Below are 17650 nucleotides of genomic sequence, written 5' to 3'. Positions count from 1 at the left end.
ATTCCTCGTTTCTGGTGTAAACCTGCTATTTTTTTCAGTATAGCAAAAAAAGATAGGTTACCCTACCTTTTCGTCAGTCGCGCATTGAAGTTATAAGATGTAAGGTGCCGGATCAACCGCATTCGGTTGCCCGACGGCCCACTCGCCGCGATGAATCTCAAAATGAAGATGCGGTCCCGTCGACCAGCCGGTTGAACCGAGTTTGCCGACGATATCCCCCGGCATGACCGTTTGTCCGGCCGTGACCGAGACAGAATCGAGATGCCCGTAAACGGTCGTCCAGACTTTGCCTTCAATCAGATGCGTAATCATGACGACATTTCCGTAGCCGGTCGCACTGCCAGCCCGGAGGACAATCCCACCGGCCGCTGCTTTGATTGGTGTTCCTTTGGCATTAACGAGATCCAGTCCGGTATGCCGTTCCGACTTCCCGGTCAGCGGATTATTGCGAGGACCGAACGGGGACGAGACATAGCCGGTTACAGGCAACAGGAAGGGCTTCAAGGCCGTTCCCGTTTCGGGTGTCGCCGGTTGGGAAGAAGGTGCTTCCGTTACCGGTTCCGAAGCCGTCGGCGGGCGAGACGTCGTTTGGTTTTGTTCTTTCTGCGTTTTTGCTTCCTGTTCTGCCTGCCGCTCGGCCTCTGCTGCTTCCCGGGCTGCTGTTTCGGCTGCTCTTTGCGCCGCTTCTGCACGTTCTTTTGCCTCTTGTCGGGCCTGTAGTTCGGCCGCCCGCAACTCTTCCAGCTGACGACTGATCAGACGTTGTTGGTCCTCAAGGATCGCGGCTTCCTCCGCTTTCGTGAACTGTTCCTGCTGTAACTGTTTAACCTGACTGTTCAACCGGACAACCAGTGTCCGTTTGACTTCGGATTCCGCGATGATCCGGGTCTTTAGAATCAACAGCTTCCGCTGCTCTTTTTTTAGTTGTCCGAGAATCAGTTCCTGCTCGGACCGTTGTTCTGTTAATTGTTTGACGTTCGCTTGGTACGTCTGTAAGACACCATCGTCCTGCTGGATGATTTCACTGACGGTGCTGAAACGTGAAATCAAATCCCCAAAATCCTTGGCATCGAGCAATACTTCGATGTATTTGACATCCCCATCCCGTTGAACGGACCGCAGACGGTCTCCGATCAATTTTTCCTGCGCTCGCAGTTTGGTCTCAGTTTGACTGACGGCACGGGTGACGATCGCCAGTTCCTCTTTGGCAACAGAAACAGCCGCCTGTTGATCCGCAATCTTACTCGCTAAATCTTCCAGACGGCTGTTGACTTCATCAAGACGCGCTTTCGCTTCCTTGCGCTCTTGTTTCGTCAAGACTAACTTCTCCGATGTCTGATTCTGCGATTGTTCCGTCTCTTGCAGACGGGACTCGACCTCCTGTTGTTCCTTCAACAAATCTTCCTTGGACGTTGCCTGAACGGATACACTTGAACCAATTAATGCCAAGCTTAGGACGGTAGAACAGAATCGGACCTTCATGAGAAGCATCTCTCCTCTATCTTTTATTTGATTTTAAGTCGTTATATCTTCAAGAAGCGGCCAAGTGACGTCGTTGATCCCCACACACCGATGAAAGCACCAAGTGCAAGCAGGATGACAGAAACCTGAATCGACAGTTCACCCGGTGGAATCAAGGTGAAGATCGAGGCATTCAAGGACACGAGCTGCGGTTGCAATGCATTGTACGTCACTTCGTATCCGAAGTAGACGACGGCAATCGGAATCAGTGCCCCGAGTACCCCCATCAATAATCCTTCGATGAAGAACGGTGCACGGATGAAGCCGTTTTTCGCACCGACGAGTCTCATGATTTCAATCTCACGGCGACGTGAGAAAATCGTGACCTTGATCGTATTCGAGATGAGGAACATTGCCATGAATGTCAAACCGACAATCAGGATGATTCCGCCGATCCGAACCCCTTCAAGGAAGTTGAACATCTTCTCAACATAATCTTCGCCATATTCGACACTATCTATATTTTCCATTTTTTTGACTGTATTTGCAATAGTTTCTGTCTCATTTGGTGAAGTTGCCTTGACGATATACCGGTCGTGGAGCGGATTATCCTTCTCAACCGACTGATACGCTTGTGATCCTTCGCCAAGCTGTTCCTTGAAGCGGTCCAGTTCTTCTTCTTTTGAGCTGTAACGAACAGATTCAACACCCGGCATCTGTTCTAATTTTTTTCCAACTGCATCGATTTTTGCCTGATCGGACTCTCGTTCGACGAATACTTGAATTTCGACGTCTTTTTCGACGTTATCGGAAATCTTGTTGACGTTGAACATGACCATCGCAAAAATCCCTACGAGTAATAAGGTCACGGTAACGGCACTGACGGAAGCGAATGTCATCCAGCCGTTTCGGACGAGACCTTTTGCCCCTTCCCGTAAATGACGGAATCCATTAAACTTCATAGCCGTACATTCCTTTCTCTTCGTCTCGGACGATTTTTCCACCGTCAATTGCGAGGACGCGATGACGCATCTTATTGACGATATCTCGGTTGTGGGTCGCCATTACGACCGTTGTCCCACGGCGATAAATCTCTTCAAACACTTCCATGATCTCCCATGCCGTATCCGGGTCGAGGTTTCCTGTCGGCTCATCAGCGATGACGAGTGACGGACGATTGACAATGGCTCTCGCAATCGAGATCCGTTGTTGTTCTCCACCGGATAGTTCATCAGGATAGTTACGTTCCTTGTGCTTCAACTTCACGAGATCGAGTACTTCAAGCACTTTCTTACGGATTTGCGAGCGGTCTTCCCCGACGACTTCAAGGGCGAACGCGACGTTTTCATAAACCGTCAAGGACGGGAGTAGTTTAAAGTCTTGGAAGATGACGCCGATTTGGCGACGAAGTTCGGGGATCTGGCGGTTTTTCAACTTGCCTACTTCAATTCCTTTAAATAAAAACGAACCGCTTGTCGGCCGTTCTTCGCGATACATCATTTTCATGAATGTCGATTTTCCGGCTCCGGATGGACCAACGATGTAGACGAATTCGCCTTGGTTGATCGTCAAATTGACTTCACGAAGTGCCGTGACACCGTTCGGATAAATCTTGCTGACTTGTTGCATCTTGATCACTTGCTTCACATCCTTACTTGATTACTGATGGTGATCAGATAGGTCTTAACGCCTACCGAACACCATTATAACAGGCAACATTTTTTAAGCACATTACAATCAAATGTCATTTCCGGCTGATTTAGATAAAAAAAGGGGGCCGGACGGCGAACACTTGTCATGTTCGTCATCTCTAGCCCCATACTATCACATAATTATTTTTTGTCAGCTAACCAATCCGCAACGGCGACGATTTCTTTATCGTCTTTCAGGATGCCGGCTGGCATTTGTCCGTTACCGTTTTTAATGATTTTTTGGATTTCTTCCGATGATAACTTGGCCCCGACTTTCGTCAAGTTTGGTCCGACGTTACCTTCGAGATTCTTCCCGTGACACGAAGCACAGTTGTTGGCAAAGATTTTTTCAGCATCAACCGCTGTTTCTGTTTTTGACGAATCATCACTCATCGTCGATTCGTCTTTTGATGTATCTGACGAACTTGAATCGTCACTGCCACATGCGCCGAGTACGAGTGTCGCACCGAGTCCTGCTGCGAGTAAAAGATTTTTCAGTTTCATCCGGATTCCCCCTTAGTTAAGTACAAAACCACAGTGTTATCTACTAGAGTATAACCGTTATTCGTACTTTCTAAGCGTGATTTCACAAAAACTTCACGAATGACTAACGTTTACGGCACATTCCGGTACCGTTTATCGTCCGAGAAACCAAGCCCTAACACTTCATGGGCTTCACTGACGACCAAAAAGGCTGTCGGATCAATGTGCTTGACGATTTCCTTTAATGTCGTGATTTCCCCTTGCCGGACGACGACCATTAACATCGGTTTCCGCGTCCGTGTAAAGGCACCGGCAGCTTCGATTTCCGTCGCTCCCCGGTCAAGCGTCTGGAAAATCTCTTTGACGAGCGCTTCCCGTTGATCCGAGATGATATACGCCAGTTTGTCGTTCGTGATGCCGAGCTGGACGACATCAATCATCTTGATCGTAATGAACAAGGCGACAAGGGCATACAGACCAATCTCAAGCGAGAAGATGATGGCGGCACTGATGACGATCGTTCCGTCGAGCATGGCGATACACAGATGAAGCGGAATTTTGGTGAAGCGATGCAGAATCTGGGCAATCAAGTCCATCCCGCCGGTCGAGGCGCGGGCTTTAAAAATCAGACCGAGACCGATTCCGACACCGGCTCCGCCGAAGATCGCGGCGAGCATCGGATTCATCGTCGCTGCCGGCACTTCAAACCGTTCATAGACTAAGATGACGACCGGTAAAAAGATCGAGCCGACAAGCGATTTGACGCCAAAGCCCATCCCGAGAATCATCCAGCCGATCGCAAGCAGGACGATGTTGGCGATTAATTGAAACAAGCCCGGTGAAATCCCGAACAGATCGTTCAAGACGATCGACAGACCGCTGACGCCTCCGGAGGCCAACTGGTTCGGGGCCAAAAATAAACTGAAGGCACTGGCGACGAACACCGAACCGAGTAGTAAATAGATATAGTCGCGAACGACTTCCTGACGTGTTGATGTCATAACGTTACATTTCCCCTTACATAAGTTCTACAACCCGTTTTTCATTTTAGCGGAAAAACAGATGAGCGACTAGAAGGGCTGAACAACTCGCAGTGGTTCTCTTATACCGCACTAAAGGGTTTTGAGTACCGGACGACACCACGAATCCCTTTTAAGGCCTGCCGCTCGAGCGGCATGACGAGAAAGACATCCGTCGGAACCGGGAACGGGGCTTCGATTCCGTAATCGACAGCCCGCTCGAATCCGAACTGCGGATAATAACTGTCATGACCGAGGACGACGATATGCGCTTCACCGGCTTCCCGGGCATCTTCAATCACTTGACGGATCAGTTCCGAGCCGATGCCTTTCCGTTGCCAGTGCGGTTTGACACCGACCGGAGCGAGTGCGAGCGACGGGATGTCTTCGATGTAAATCCGGCTCAGTAAGACATGACCGACAATCTCTCCCTTGTCCGTTACAGCGACGCGGCTATAGTGCGGGAGCGACTCCTCGGCTTCCCGTAACGCTTCGACGAGATCGGCTTCTGTCCGCTGGCCAAACGCGGCTTGATGGACGAGCCGAATTCCCGCGGCATCTTTGAATATTTCTGTACGAATCTGCATCTGTTTTGCCTCCTGAATCGATTGGTAGAAAAAAACCGCCGACACAAAGGCCGGCGGGATATAAACTTACATATTCATTAAGCGCAGGTACGCATCGATGAAGCCCATGATGTCTCCATCCATTGCGCCTTGCGTATTCCCGACTTCGTAGTTCGTCCGGTGATCCTTAACCATGCTGTATGGGTGGAAGACGTACGAACGGATTTGGCTACCCCAGGCGATGTCTGATTTTTCGCCGCGGATTTCGTCGAGTTTCTTTTGTTTCTCTTCGATTTCACGTTGGTAGAGTTTTGCTTTCAACATCTTCATTGCCGCTTCACGGTTCTTGATTTGCGACCGTTCCTGCTGACATGAGACGACGACGCCTGTCGGAATGTGGGTGATCCGAACGGCAGAGTCCGTCGTATTGATGTGCTGTCCACCGGCACCGGATGCCCGGTACGTATCGACACGCAAGTCTTCCGTCCGGATATCGATATCGATGTCATCGTTGAATTCCGGCATGACGTCACATGAGACGAACGACGTATGGCGACGGCCTGACGAATCAAACGGTGAAATCCGGACAAGACGGTGAATTCCTTTTTCCGCTTTTAAATACCCATAGGCATTGTGCCCTTGGATACGGAGTGTGACCGATTTGACACCGGCTTCGTCACCCGGCTGATAGTCCATCGTTTCGACTTTCCAGCCTTGCTTGTCGCAGAAACGCTGGTACATCCGGAGTAACATCGATGCCCAGTCTTGTGACTCGGTTCCGCCTGCTCCCGGGTGTAATTCGAGAATCGCGTTGTTCGCATCGTATTCGCCGTTCAACAGGATTTGCAATTCGAACTCGTCAAATTTCTTTTTGATGTCGCCGAGTTCCGACTCCAGTTCTTCCTGCAATTCGACGTCCGGCTCTTCTTTAATCAATTCGTACGTCAAAACGATGTTTTCGTGACCGTCTGCGAGGTGCTGGTATTTATCGACCATCGCTTTCAGACCGTTTGATTCGTCGATGACCTTTTGAGCCGACTCCTGATTGTTCCAGAAGTCCGGATACGTCATCTCATTTTCAAGCTCCTCAATGCGTGAGATTTTGTTCTCGAGATCGAGCGATGCTTTGTATTCAGCGAGTTTCTTTTCCATCCACTCGGCGGTATTGCGTATTTCTGCTAATTCCATTGTGTTCCACCTTCTCTTTCCGTCAAAAGAGGCAGGAATCTCCCGCCTCTTTCAGCCGCTTCGTCACTTATGCCTGACGGCCGTGACAGTTCTTATATTTTTTACCGGATCCGCACCAACATGGGTCGTTACGTCCGATTTGTTCATTTGGATTTTTGCGGACCGGCGCTTTTTTGACGACCTTGTCCTCTTTTCCGGAAACCGCGACTTCATCTTTGACGACTTTCTCGCGTTTCAGGTTCGGATCAAGATCCGCACGGAGAACGAACTGTGTCACTTCTTCCGCAATCGCTGCGTTCATCGTGTCAAACATCAGCGAACCTTCCGATTGATACTCACGAAGTGGATCGTTTTGACCGTAGGCACGTAAATGAATCCCTTCACGCAATTGATCCATCTGATCGATATGGTTCATCCAGTGCTGGTCGACGGCGCGGAGAACGATGACTTTCTCGAACTCGTCAAACGCTTCAGCCGGTACTTCCGAGCGTTTGTGCTCGTAATGGGCAAAAGTCCGTTCTTTTAACAGTTCGATGATTTCTTCGCGTTCCTTACCGAACAGATCCTGTTCCGACACTTTTTCTTCGAGCGCAAGCGTTTGGTTGGCCCATTCCGCTAATGCACCAATGCTCCACTCTTCCGGAACGAACTCGATTGGCGTGTACTGATGGACACCGGCTTCAATCGTCTGTTCGATCATCGGACGGACGATATTTGAAACCGACTGGGCATCAAGAATCGCAGCCCGGTCCGCGTACATGACTTTCCGTTGGTCCGCCATGACGTTATCATATCCGAGAACCTGTTTCCGGGCATCGAAGTTATTTCCTTCGACCCGTTTTTGTGCCGATTCAACGGCCCGTGAGACCATCCGGCTTTCGATTGGTTGGGAATCATCCATTCCGAGACGATCCATCATCGATTGCAGGGAATCCGATCCGAAACGGCGCATCAATTCATCTTCAAGTGACAGATAGAACTGCGATGCCCCTGGATCCCCTTGACGTCCGGCACGACCACGGAGCTGATTATCGATCCGGCGGGATTCGTGACGTTCTGTCCCGAGGATGTAAAGACCACCTTTTTCGATGACCCCTTGTCCCAGCTTGATGTCGGTACCACGACCGGCCATGTTCGTTGCAATCGTTACCGCGTTCGGTTGTCCCGCATTCTCAACGATTTCCGCTTCCCGCGCATGGTTTTTCGCATTCAAGACTTCGTGGCGGATGCCGCGTTTCTTAAGAATACTGCTGAGGAGTTCAGACGTCTCGACCGCCACTGTACCGACAAGGACCGGTTGTCCTTCGCGGTGGGCACGTTCGATTTCGTCCGCGACTGCCGCAAATTTCCCGTTCATCGTCTTGAAGATCAAGTCCGGCTGATCGTCCCGGACGATTGGTTTGTTCGTCGGAACCGGTACGACATGCATGTTATAGATGTTACGGAACTCTTCTTCCTCGGTTTTCGCTGTCCCGGTCATGCCGGCAAGCTTCGTGTACATCCGGAAGAAGTTTTGGTACGTGATCGTCGCAAGCGTCATTGATTCACGTTGAATCTCGACGCCTTCCTTCGCTTCAATCGCCTGGTGCAGCCCTTCCGAATAACGGCGACCTTCCATGACACGTCCCGTGAACTGATCGATGATCATGACTTCGTCTTCACGAATCATGTAATCGACGTCCCGGTGCATGACTGAATTCGCACGGAGCGCAAGACTCAAGTGATGGTTCAAAGCGATATGATCGAGCGCGAACAAGTTATCGATGCCGAAATATTTTTCAGCACGGTCGATGCCCTGTTCCGTCAGTAAAACACTTTTCGTTTTGATGTCGACGGTATAGTCTTCATCTGCTTTCATCATCTTCGCGAACATATCTGCCTGCGAATAGAGTGCTGTTGATTTTTCGGCAGAACCGGAAATGATTAGCGGTGTCCGCGCTTCATCGACAAGAATCGAGTCGACTTCATCGACGACAGCAAAGGACAGCGGACGTTGCACGCGGTCTTCTTTATAGAGGACCATGTTGTCACGCAAGTAATCAAATCCAAATTCATTGTTCGTTCCGTATGTGATGTCACAGTTGTAGGCCGCTTGTTTCTCTTGGCGCGACATGCTCGACAAGTTCAGACCAACTGATAAACCGAGTGCTGCATAAAGTGGTTCCATGATGTCCCGGTCACGTTTCGCCAAATATTCGTTGACGGTGATGACGTGGACGCCGTTTCCGGCGAGGGCATTCAAATAGACAGGAAGTGTCGCAACAAGCGTTTTCCCTTCCCCGGTCTTCATTTCAGCGATATCGCCGTTGTGCAGGACGTATCCGCCAATCAGCTGGACACGGTAATGACGCATCCCGAGGACACGTGTTGACACTTCACGACAGACCGCAAAAGCTTCCGGTAAAATATCATCGAGGTCTTCCCCGTTCTCAAGACGAGTCCGGAATTCGACCGCTTTTCCTTCTAATTCTTGATCCGATAAGGCAGCCACTTGTGCCTCAAATGATTCAACGGCATCCGCCGCTTTTTCTGCTTTTTTCAGAACACGTTTTGTCGGTGCGAATAACTCTTTTAGAAAATTAGCCATGCCTTACAGTCCCCTTACTTCGAACGATTCTTAAAACGAACAGAATTCCGAGATTTTTCCTTTATTCAGTGTACCGAATACGCCGTCAAATTTCAACACGCGGACCATCCGGGTCACGGGAAATCCAACTTTAGTCTGAGACTACTTCTATTCATGAATAGTTTTTTATCATACCAAAAGAGGACTTACTCCGTGGAGTAAGTCCTCTGTAGATTCATTATTCTGGTTCAATCAAGCCGTAACGGCCATCTTTTCGACGGTAGACGACGTTCGTGTTACCCGTTTCAGCGTCTGAGAAGACGAAGAACGTGTGACCGAGCATGTCCATTTGAAGAATCGCTTCTTCCGTATCCATCGGCTTGAGTGTGAAACGTTTTGTCCGAACAAGTTCGAGTTCCGCTTCATCCTCTTCGTAGACAGGTGCTTCTGCCTCCGGTCCTTCGAGCGTTTTGAAGTACTCCCCAATACCGCCTTCTTTGGCACGGCCTCTCCGGTTGATCTTCGTTTTATGTTTCCGGATTTGACGTTCGAGCTTATCGACGACGAGGTCGATGGCTGCGTACATATCGCCATTGACATCCTCTGCGCGAAGCAAGAGGTTTGGCATTGGAATCGTCACTTCGACTTTTTGTTTCTCATTGTTGACTTTGAGATTGACATAAGCCGTCTGCGCTTCCGTAGGAGTTGTAAAATAACGAGTTAACTTTTCAAGCTTTTTCTCGACGTAGTCCTTGAGAGCATCTGTGACGTCCAAGTTTTCACCGCGAATGTTGTAGATCATGTAAACTCCTCCTTAAGTAACCGGTTGAACCTATGAATTCGTCATCGTTTCAGTCGTTTCCTTCTGAAGATTCAAAATTCTTTTGGTTCGTAATTATTATACCACGATAAGCCATACAAGGAAATGAAAACGATGACATTCTGTTGAACATCTGCCTTGAATCTTAGCGTACTATAATAGTTATTGCATGTTGATATTAGCGTATATACCCTTAACAAATTGAGATGAAACAAAAAAACCGCTTTTAGGGGATTCCTAAAAACGGTGGCGGCTGCTAACGGGATTACAGTTTCGAGACGTTTGCTGCTTGAGGACCACGATCGCCATCGACGATTTCGAACTCTACTTCTTCGCCTTCTTCAAGTGATTTGTAGCCTTCTGCTTGAATTGCCGAGAAGTGGACGAAGACGTCTTTTGCATCCGATGTCTCGATGAAGCCGTAACCTTTTTCAGCATTAAACCATTTTACTTTACCTTGTTCCATTCGAATTCACGTTCCCTTCGCAAACTGGATAGCGAGAGCAAGCTCTCTACCATCTATACTAGCAAAAGAAGCAATTATTGACAATTAAAAATTCTGATTAATTTGAATTCAATATCAAATCAAACCGAATGAAGCCACTTATTTCTCTATATTTCAAAAAATTACATTGTCATTACAGGTGTAGTATTGTATTATATCGTTAGTAATTACCTATTTTATCCATTGTCCTATCTAAGGAGGATGCAGTCGAATGCGACCATTCCATAATGACGAAAAGTATCGAATCACGAAACGGACCGTTGCGATTTTGCCCTGTTATGACATGATGAAACAATCCATCATCGTCTTAGAAGACGGGTCAACGATCATGACGCCGCTTCGTCCGTATCAACTCCTGCAGTTATCCTGCAGACAGTACAACAGTTCCATCGAGGAACGGATTGTCACCGCTAAACGTGTCGCTTCCGTGAAAGGAAAAGTTCCGGTCGTCATCGAACCGACACTTGGTCTTGTCTTTTTCCCTACCAAATCACCAAAACGTGATGATTGCGAGTGGTATGCCTGGAGTCATATGTCCGAAGTCATCGAGGAAGACGGACAGACGAAACTCAAAACTCGTAACGGCATGATCCTTCCCGTAAACGCCTCTCCTTACATCGTCCGCAACCAAATGAAAGCAACCGGCGAGCTGATGGCTCGTTACCAGCAATTAAACGCGATGACATTAGAGGACCGCTTTAATGCAATTAAATCTTAAAAAAAATGGGTTGGGCGATGATTTCGCTCAATCCTTTTTTGTTTGTGCCGATATATAATAAGATGAAGAATTTTTCAAGAAAGGAGGTTCATCGATGAATATCCAGATGAATCCAACGAGTCCGACCCGTTCCACCCCCACGACCACCTTATCGGAGACTAAAACATACAGCGGGACAGTCCTTGAAAAGACAGGTCCGAATACGGCCCTCGTCCAGGTCGGCCGCGAGAAGGTCGAGATGACCTTCACAGGTGACGTCCCGGAAGGTACCTTTCAATTCCAGGTCAAAGGCCAAACGACAGAAGGTTACCTGATTGAACAGGTGACGGAACAGACCGATCCTGATGTCCCGGTGACCGGAACGACCAAACAGGATTCATCTGGTGTCGATGCGACCTTACTCGATGATCTCCCACCGGAATTAAAACAAGCCGTCGCCCGACTGCTTGCGACGGGGCAACTGCCGCAGACACCGGAAACGGTCGCCCGACTCGTCGCTGCCCTGCAAGGAACGTATAAAGACCTTGTTCTTCAGCTCGTGACACGTCCGTCCGACAGTGCGCTGCCGGCCGACGCCGACGTCCTGATTGCCCAGTTGCTCGGCGCAACCGATGCGTTGGTGGACATTTTACCGGAACGTCAAGCGGTGATCGAGAAACCGACGCTCAGCAACGTCATTGCACTCGACGTCGCCCGCGCGACACTTCCGACGCATCACGACATCGATCAAGCGACACCGGTCGCCCTCCGGCAGATTGCGGCGCATGTTCCAGCAGACGTCCGACCGGATATCCTCGGCCGGATCGACCGCGGTGAACTGCGAGAAGTCCGAGAGCAGTTGCAGTCTTATTTCCCAAGTGAACGCCCCGTGCTGACGGAACGACCAGCGCCAAGCAAACTTGAACAACTGACCGCTGTCATTGCGCAAGCACAAGCAGCGCCGGCGGAAAAAAACGTTCTGTCCGCTGCACCTGTCCGGTCGAATCTGACAGTCATCGCTGAAGTGACACCCCGGCTTGCTGAAGTGACAAATGATTTCCGGAGCCAACAGCGAACGATCATCTCGCAACTGCGGCAAATCGAACCGCTCGTCGAGGAACGTCCGCTCCAGATGGCGCAAGTCATCGAAAGTACGGCGAACCGGCTGCGGCAAACGTTCCAACAGACAGATGCGATGTTACATACAAGCATGCGTGATGAAAAACAACTGATTCAACTGTTATCGAAACTCGAACGGGGAACGGAACTCGCCCTGCTTGGACGCGGCGCAGAAGCCAAGGCCGTCGTCCAGGATGTCCGCCTGGCACTCGAAGCGTTCCGCTATGCCCCGGCGAATGTCCGGACAGCGTACTTGCCGGAATTGAATCCGGGCTTACGGCCGGCTGCTCCAGGCACACAGCAGCCATTACAACCGCAAGCACAGACACTACAGGCGACGACAGCCCAACGACCGATTCCCTATGAACCAGGACAAAACAGTCCACGGGTTTTACAGGAGACGGTTCAAAAAACGCTCCAGTTGCAGACGGCGGAATTGAAACTCGCGACACCGGCAGCGAATCCGGAAGCAGCGAAACTGCAGACGTTCCTGAACACGCAGCAGCAGGTCAATAAACCGGACAACAACCAGCAGTTACAGCAACTGTTGCTCGCCCTGCCCGTCCAGCTCGTCGAAGGGACGGCCGGACTGCACGTCCACCTACAAAATAAACGCCCGGATGAAGTGATCGACTGGGAAAACAATACGTTATATGTCCAACTCGAGACACCACGGCTCGGCGACATCGGCGTTCGTGTCGAGACCGTTAACCGGAAGATGCAGATTACGATTGAAAATGATTTCCCGCTCCTTGAGCGTCTGGCAACACCGTTCCTTGAACGGACGACGGAAGCCCTGCAGGCGACCGGTTATCAGGACGTCCGCATCCGCTTCGATGCCTTTACGAAAGATCACACGACACCAGAAACCGTCAAACCGGACGAGACACCGACCGGTTACGACTACCGGATTTAAGGAGGCCCTATGTATCAGAAAATTGATTTAAAACACCGGAAATCAGCTGCCGTCCTCCGGTACGATGAAGCGTCGGGCAATGCCCCGATCGTCGTCGCCCGGGCAACGGGTACCGCAGCCGACCGGATTTTACAGGAAGCCCGTGCAAGCGGCGTCGCGATTGAACAGGACACGTCGTTGCTCGGTCACCTGCTCGACCTTGATCTCGGAACGGCAATTCCCCCTCAACTGTATGATGTAATGGCCGAATTGTTACTGTTGATTGAAGAACTCGATCACGCGAAAGGACGGAACTCATGACCGAACAGGAACTGTACCAGATGACACCCCAACAATTGACGGAGACGATGTTAAAAGGCCTCGTCTTTCAATATGAACAGGCAATTACCGGTCGCGACGAGCGACGGTTCGATGCTGTCAACGTCCGTCTGCAAAAAGCCTACCAGCTGCTTGAAAAACTGCAGGCCGGTTTGAACGACGAAGGCGGCATCATCACAGCGCAACTCGATCAATTGTATTATTACTTAGCGGAACAGACATTACAGGCTTACGTCGAGCCGACACGCCTAGACGAAGTGTTACAGCTGACGGAAGAACTGTTAATCACCTGGCAAGCGGCCAGTCTGAAAAAAGACCGTCCCCTCGTCCGGGCGGCACACCATGAGCGTTACGAAGGGATGGACTATTAATGCGGATTTCAAACAACGTACAGGCTTTAAAAGCCTACCGAAACTTAAGTGCCAATCAGATGAACGTCAAGACGACGATGGATAAATTATCGAGTGGCCAAAAAATCAACCGTGGTGCTGACGATGCAGCCGGTCTTGCTATTTCGGAAAAGATGCGCAATCGACTCAAAGCGCTCGATAAAGCGGAACAGAACGTCCTCGACGGAATTTCAATGGTCCAGACGGTCGAAGGTGGACTCGGCGAAACACATAACCTGTTGCAACGGATGCGCGAACTGGCCGTTCAAGCCGGTAATAGCACACTCGCGACAGAAGACCGGACCGCGATTCAGGAAGAAATCAACCAGTTGACGAATGAAGTCTCACGGATTGCTGAGACAACCCAGTTCAACGGCAAAAAATTACTGACAGGTGCATACGGAAAAGACAATGCTGTCTTCATCCAGACAAACGCCGGTGCGAATGAAGGCATTGCCTTGACAATCGATGATATGCGGGGACTGAATATCGGAATCAGTACGACCGTCAAACCGAATGCCGACGCCCTGGAACTGGATTACCCAAGCGTCAATACAACACCGGAATACGCGCTCAGTGTCATGACAGGCAGCGATGCCGATCAGGCTATCAGCCTTTATACACAAGCAATCGATACGATTTCCCAGCAACGGGCAAAACTCGGAGCAATCCAAAACCGGTTCGAAGCAACATCATCTGTCCTCAGTGTCAGTAAAGAAAACCTGACGGCGTCCGAGTCACGGATTCGTGATACCGATATGGCGCGTGAGATGATGGAGTATGCGAAGTACAATATCCTGAATCAATCGGGTATGGCAATGATCGCCCAGGCCAATGCCTTACCGCAAGGTGTCTTACAACTACTCAACTAATCAACTAACCAAAGGAGGAATCAACGATGGACATCCGGCGCATTCAAGAAACAAGCCGCCTTCAGACACCTAAGAGCGGACCACGTGAGGTCGAAGCGTCGACGACGTTTTCAGCTTTGATGCAAGATAAACGTGAGCATAAAGGCTACGAACGTCTCCAACAAAAGTTGCTGCTCGTCGAAGAGCACGGTCAGTTACTGGCAGAAAGTCAAACGATTGAACATCTCGAAGACTATAAAGAAAAAATCAAGGACTTCTTAAAAGATGCCCTCGATCAGTCGCAACAACTCGAAGAAAAACGTGGCTTCAACCGCCGTGGACGAACGAAAATCTACAAGGTCGTCGAACAAGTCGATGCGAAGTTGTTGCAACTGACCGACAACGTCATTTCCGGCGAATCACGCCGATTGGAGATTCTCGACCAAATCGGTGAAATCAAAGGAATGCTCGTCAACGTTTTTGTCTAAATTTATCTTGAGGAGCACGTATCATGCCTGATCTTTATCTTAAAAAATGCCGTTGCCCCTACTGTCTCAAAGAAACGGAGACGAAACGTGTCTTGAGCCGCCATATTCGTGTCGAACACACCGATATGGATGGTTTCATTCATTATCAGGGACCTAACGTCTATTTTTACGAACCTATCCAATGTAGCCACTGTCGTTTCATTTTCCATGAAGCGTTTGAAAAACTACGGCCTGATGTCCGGATTCTACTGGAAACGGATATCTTATCAACGCTTCCGGTCTTACCTTTCTCTGCAACAGAACGTTCTGCGAAACAAGTACTGTATCTATACAAACTATGCTTGTATATGGCACAAATCACGTTACAAAAAGACAGCATCCAAGCGATGCTTGGCATTCGAATTTCCTGGATGTATCGGTTGCTGGAAGATTTGGAGCAAGAACTTTCTTGGACGATGCGATCTGTCCAAAAATACGAAACCATTTACTTAAACTATACGGATGCAGTCCGAACGGGCATTCCTCACGATGTCTTACTTTTACGAATCAGTGATTTGTATGCAACGCTAGGCGATACAGATAACGCCAAACAATGGTACAGTCTCATTTTCCAAAGTAAAACTGTTTCTGATCGAATTAAAAAGGAAGCCCGCGAGCACTGGGAATTGTACCGTGAACAACATACCATTTGATTTCATCCCCTGTTTGTCTGAGATGTGTTGGACGAAACAGGGGTTTTCTCTCCTGTTGACGAAATGCATATATATAAGACATCGAGGAAAGAGGTGGACACATGACGAGACCATATGCAATCAGTCTTCTTTATTTACTTGTGACCTATCTGGTTCTAGCATTGACGCTTGACCAAACGTTGACCCCTGCCATCGCCGGCAGCATCACCTTAATCGGCTTAAGTTTTTGTGCCTCGTCAGCGTTTGTTCATTTTTTAAAACCATCCAATCATCCGTACCGCAGAATGGGGCTGGCGATTGTCTTGTTTTGGCTCGGCATTGTCCTCAACGTTGTGTTGGCACTGTTACCAAACCGTCTCCATCCTGTCTGGTCCGATGCCTTGGCAAACATGACGCTGACGCTCTTTTTACTCTTGACTGCTATGACACTGGCCCGCTTGATCGTCTGGTCGTCATTCCGTCAAAACCGGTTGCTTTATCTCGATGGCTTTATTTTATTCGGCATGTCGCTCGTCTTTGGGTATGTGATGATTTTACAGTACGTCCCTGACTTTGCCCGGACTACCGTCGAATTGATTGCGATGACAATCTACGCACTTTGTTTCATGGCACTTATTTTATTTTTTCTGATTCTCTATACAACTGGCTTACGCGGTGCGCCGCAACATCGGATTCTGATTCAGGCCGTTGCCTTATTTTGTTTCACGAACTTCGGGTACTATACGTTTCTGATCCGTAATCAACTCGACATCGCAGCGCTTTTTTTACCGTTCTACCCGCTTAGCTTGTTTGGGCTGATTCGCTATTTCCGGCAAGTCCCACCATCGATTACATACATATATACCTTGTCGCGGCCATATTTACCGTATATCAGTCTGGTACTTTTACTCGTTTGGATCTCGTTTTTCAAAGTGCCGAACATCGTCTATATCTTGACGATCACACTGCTCTTTTCGTTATTTTTAATCCGACAATATTTCTCAGAACGACTCAATCAGCAGTTGCTCGAAGAACATGAAGTCGCCCAGCTTAATCTCGCAAAGCGCGTCAAGGAAAAGACCGCACTCCTCGAATTAAGAAAAGAAGAATACCGGCGCCTGTTTCTCGATCATCCGGATCCGATTCTGCAAATCAATCGAACAGGCACACTCCAGACGATGAATCCGGCAGCAGTCCAGCGATTCGGTCGACAACTATCAGAACGGCTGTCACACCAACTCCGACAAGAAGTCGTGCGTTTAGAGTCGAGTCGCAAGTTACTGTTACAAGATGATTCCCTCACGTATGACACGACGTTGATTCCGGTACCGGATCAGGATTACATCTACGTTCTGTTAGCCGATATCACGGAGACACTCGAACAACAACAGTGGCTCGAAGGACTTGGGTATCATGATGTCTTGACCCGGTTGCCAAATCGTCGTTATTTCGAACATTTCCTGCAAGAGCGACTCACGCAGATTACAGCCGGTTCGTTACTGTTCATTGATCTTGACGGCTTCAAACAAATCAACGACTCGTATGGGCATGACGCCGGTGACTATGTTCTGCAAGAAACAGCGAATCGCCTCCAGCTCCATCTGCGGGACGACGAGGTCGCAGCCCGGCTTGGCGGTGACGAATTCATCGTCTTCCTGCCGCGCTCAAAGGCAGGTACGATTCTTTACACCGAAGAACTGATTACTCAGCTGAATCAACCGTTTTGGTTTAATGACAGCGCAATGTCTGTCACGCCGTCAATCGGGATTGCCCGATATCCGGACGACGGGACAACGACGAGCTTGTTGTTGATTCGGGCCGATGAAGCAATGTACAGCGTCAAACAAAACGAAAAAAACGCTTATCGGTTTAAATGAAAGAGGACCTTCCACCGTGGAAGGT

General features: G+C 49.3%; 18 protein-coding genes. 8 read left to right on the top strand and 10 right to left on the bottom strand.

Translation table 11 applies throughout. The features are described 5' to 3' along the window. Positions 1-90 precede the first annotated feature (90 nt). The 10 genes from P402_RS0104210 to P402_RS0104165 form a co-directional block, all read right to left on the bottom strand. A complete protein-coding gene (locus P402_RS0104210) occupies positions 91-1482 on the bottom strand; it encodes a M23 family metallopeptidase (protein ID WP_026827565.1) in 1392 nt (463 codons plus the stop codon). 41 nt (positions 1483-1523) lie between these two features. Beyond that, positions 1524-2423, bottom strand: coding sequence for a permease-like cell division protein FtsX (ftsX, locus tag P402_RS0104205; RefSeq protein ID WP_012371286.1), 900 nt, complete (start codon positions 2421-2423; stop codon positions 1524-1526). Continuing rightward, positions 2413-3099, bottom strand: a complete 687-nt coding sequence (gene ftsE, locus P402_RS0104200; RefSeq protein WP_014971187.1) for a cell division ATP-binding protein FtsE — start codon at positions 3097-3099, stop codon at positions 2413-2415. Before ftsE ends, ftsX begins: the two co-directional genes overlap by 11 nt. A gap of 194 nt (positions 3100-3293) precedes the next feature. Beyond that, complete coding sequence (cccB, locus tag P402_RS0104195) at positions 3294-3656, bottom strand: cytochrome c551 (protein WP_200868717.1); 363 nt, start codon at positions 3654-3656, stop codon at positions 3294-3296. Positions 3657-3766: 110 nt separating this feature from the next. Continuing rightward, positions 3767-4636 (bottom strand): YitT family protein, encoded by an 870-nt coding sequence (locus P402_RS0104190; RefSeq protein ID WP_026827563.1) that lies wholly within the window; start codon positions 4634-4636, stop codon positions 3767-3769. Between the two features lie 101 nt (positions 4637-4737). Further along, positions 4738-5241, bottom strand: a complete 504-nt coding sequence (locus P402_RS0104185) for a GNAT family N-acetyltransferase (protein ID WP_026827562.1) — start codon at positions 5239-5241, stop codon at positions 4738-4740. Between the two features lie 66 nt (positions 5242-5307). Next, entirely contained in the window at positions 5308-6408 is a 1101-nt protein-coding gene (gene prfB, locus P402_RS0104180) for a peptide chain release factor 2 (RefSeq protein ID WP_026827561.1), read from the bottom strand. 67 nt (positions 6409-6475) lie between these two features. After that, the gene (gene secA, locus P402_RS0104175) at positions 6476-8995 is read right to left on the bottom strand and encodes a preprotein translocase subunit SecA (RefSeq protein WP_026827560.1); all 2520 of its coding nucleotides are present in this window, start codon (positions 8993-8995) and stop codon (positions 6476-6478) included. 217 nt (positions 8996-9212) lie between these two features. Then, complete coding sequence (hpf, locus tag P402_RS0104170) at positions 9213-9776, bottom strand: ribosome hibernation-promoting factor, HPF/YfiA family (protein WP_026827559.1); 564 nt, start codon at positions 9774-9776, stop codon at positions 9213-9215. A gap of 283 nt (positions 9777-10059) precedes the next feature. Continuing rightward, positions 10060-10260 carry a cold shock domain-containing protein gene (locus tag P402_RS0104165; RefSeq protein ID WP_026827558.1) on the bottom strand — a complete coding sequence of 67 codons (201 nt, stop codon included), beginning with the start codon at positions 10258-10260 and terminating at the stop codon, positions 10060-10062. A 250-nt stretch (positions 10261-10510) separates the two neighbouring features. Here P402_RS0104165 and P402_RS0104160 point away from each other — a divergent pair, with 250 nt between their 5' ends. From P402_RS0104160 to P402_RS0104125, 8 genes are all read left to right on the top strand, one after another. Beyond that, complete coding sequence (locus P402_RS0104160) at positions 10511-11017, top strand: competence protein ComK (protein ID WP_026827557.1); 507 nt, start codon at positions 10511-10513, stop codon at positions 11015-11017. Between the two features lie 94 nt (positions 11018-11111). Then, a complete protein-coding gene (locus P402_RS0104155; protein WP_026827556.1) occupies positions 11112-13031 on the top strand; it encodes a hypothetical protein in 1920 nt (639 codons plus the stop codon). A gap of 9 nt (positions 13032-13040) precedes the next feature. Then, on the top strand, positions 13041-13331 hold the full coding sequence (locus P402_RS0104150) for an EscU/YscU/HrcU family type III secretion system export apparatus switch protein (RefSeq protein ID WP_026827555.1): 291 nt from the start codon (positions 13041-13043) through the stop codon (positions 13329-13331). Beyond that, complete coding sequence (locus P402_RS0104145) at positions 13328-13720, top strand: flagellar export chaperone FliS (protein WP_026827554.1); 393 nt, start codon at positions 13328-13330, stop codon at positions 13718-13720. The genes P402_RS0104150 and P402_RS0104145 overlap by 4 nt, the downstream gene beginning before the upstream one ends. After that, on the top strand, positions 13720-14610 hold the full coding sequence (locus tag P402_RS0104140) for a flagellin N-terminal helical domain-containing protein (RefSeq protein WP_026827553.1): 891 nt from the start codon (positions 13720-13722) through the stop codon (positions 14608-14610). The genes P402_RS0104145 and P402_RS0104140 overlap by 1 nt, the downstream gene beginning before the upstream one ends. Before the next feature lie 26 nt (positions 14611-14636). Continuing rightward, positions 14637-15077 carry a YaaR family protein gene (locus tag P402_RS0104135; RefSeq protein WP_026827552.1) on the top strand — a complete coding sequence of 147 codons (441 nt, stop codon included), beginning with the start codon at positions 14637-14639 and terminating at the stop codon, positions 15075-15077. 23 nt (positions 15078-15100) lie between these two features. Continuing rightward, positions 15101-15769, top strand: coding sequence for a DUF2225 domain-containing protein (locus P402_RS0104130; RefSeq protein WP_026827551.1), 669 nt, complete (start codon positions 15101-15103; stop codon positions 15767-15769). A gap of 101 nt (positions 15770-15870) precedes the next feature. Next, complete coding sequence (locus P402_RS0104125; RefSeq protein WP_026827550.1) at positions 15871-17625, top strand: GGDEF domain-containing protein; 1755 nt, start codon at positions 15871-15873, stop codon at positions 17623-17625. Positions 17626-17650: the final 25 nt, after the last annotated feature.

The sequence above is a fragment of the Exiguobacterium sibiricum 7-3 genome, from assembly GCF_000620865.1.
GTDB classification, from domain to species: Bacteria; Bacillota; Bacilli; order Exiguobacteriales; family Exiguobacteriaceae; genus Exiguobacterium_A; species Exiguobacterium_A sibiricum_A.
This window is presented reverse-complemented; position numbering and strand designations above follow the sequence as displayed.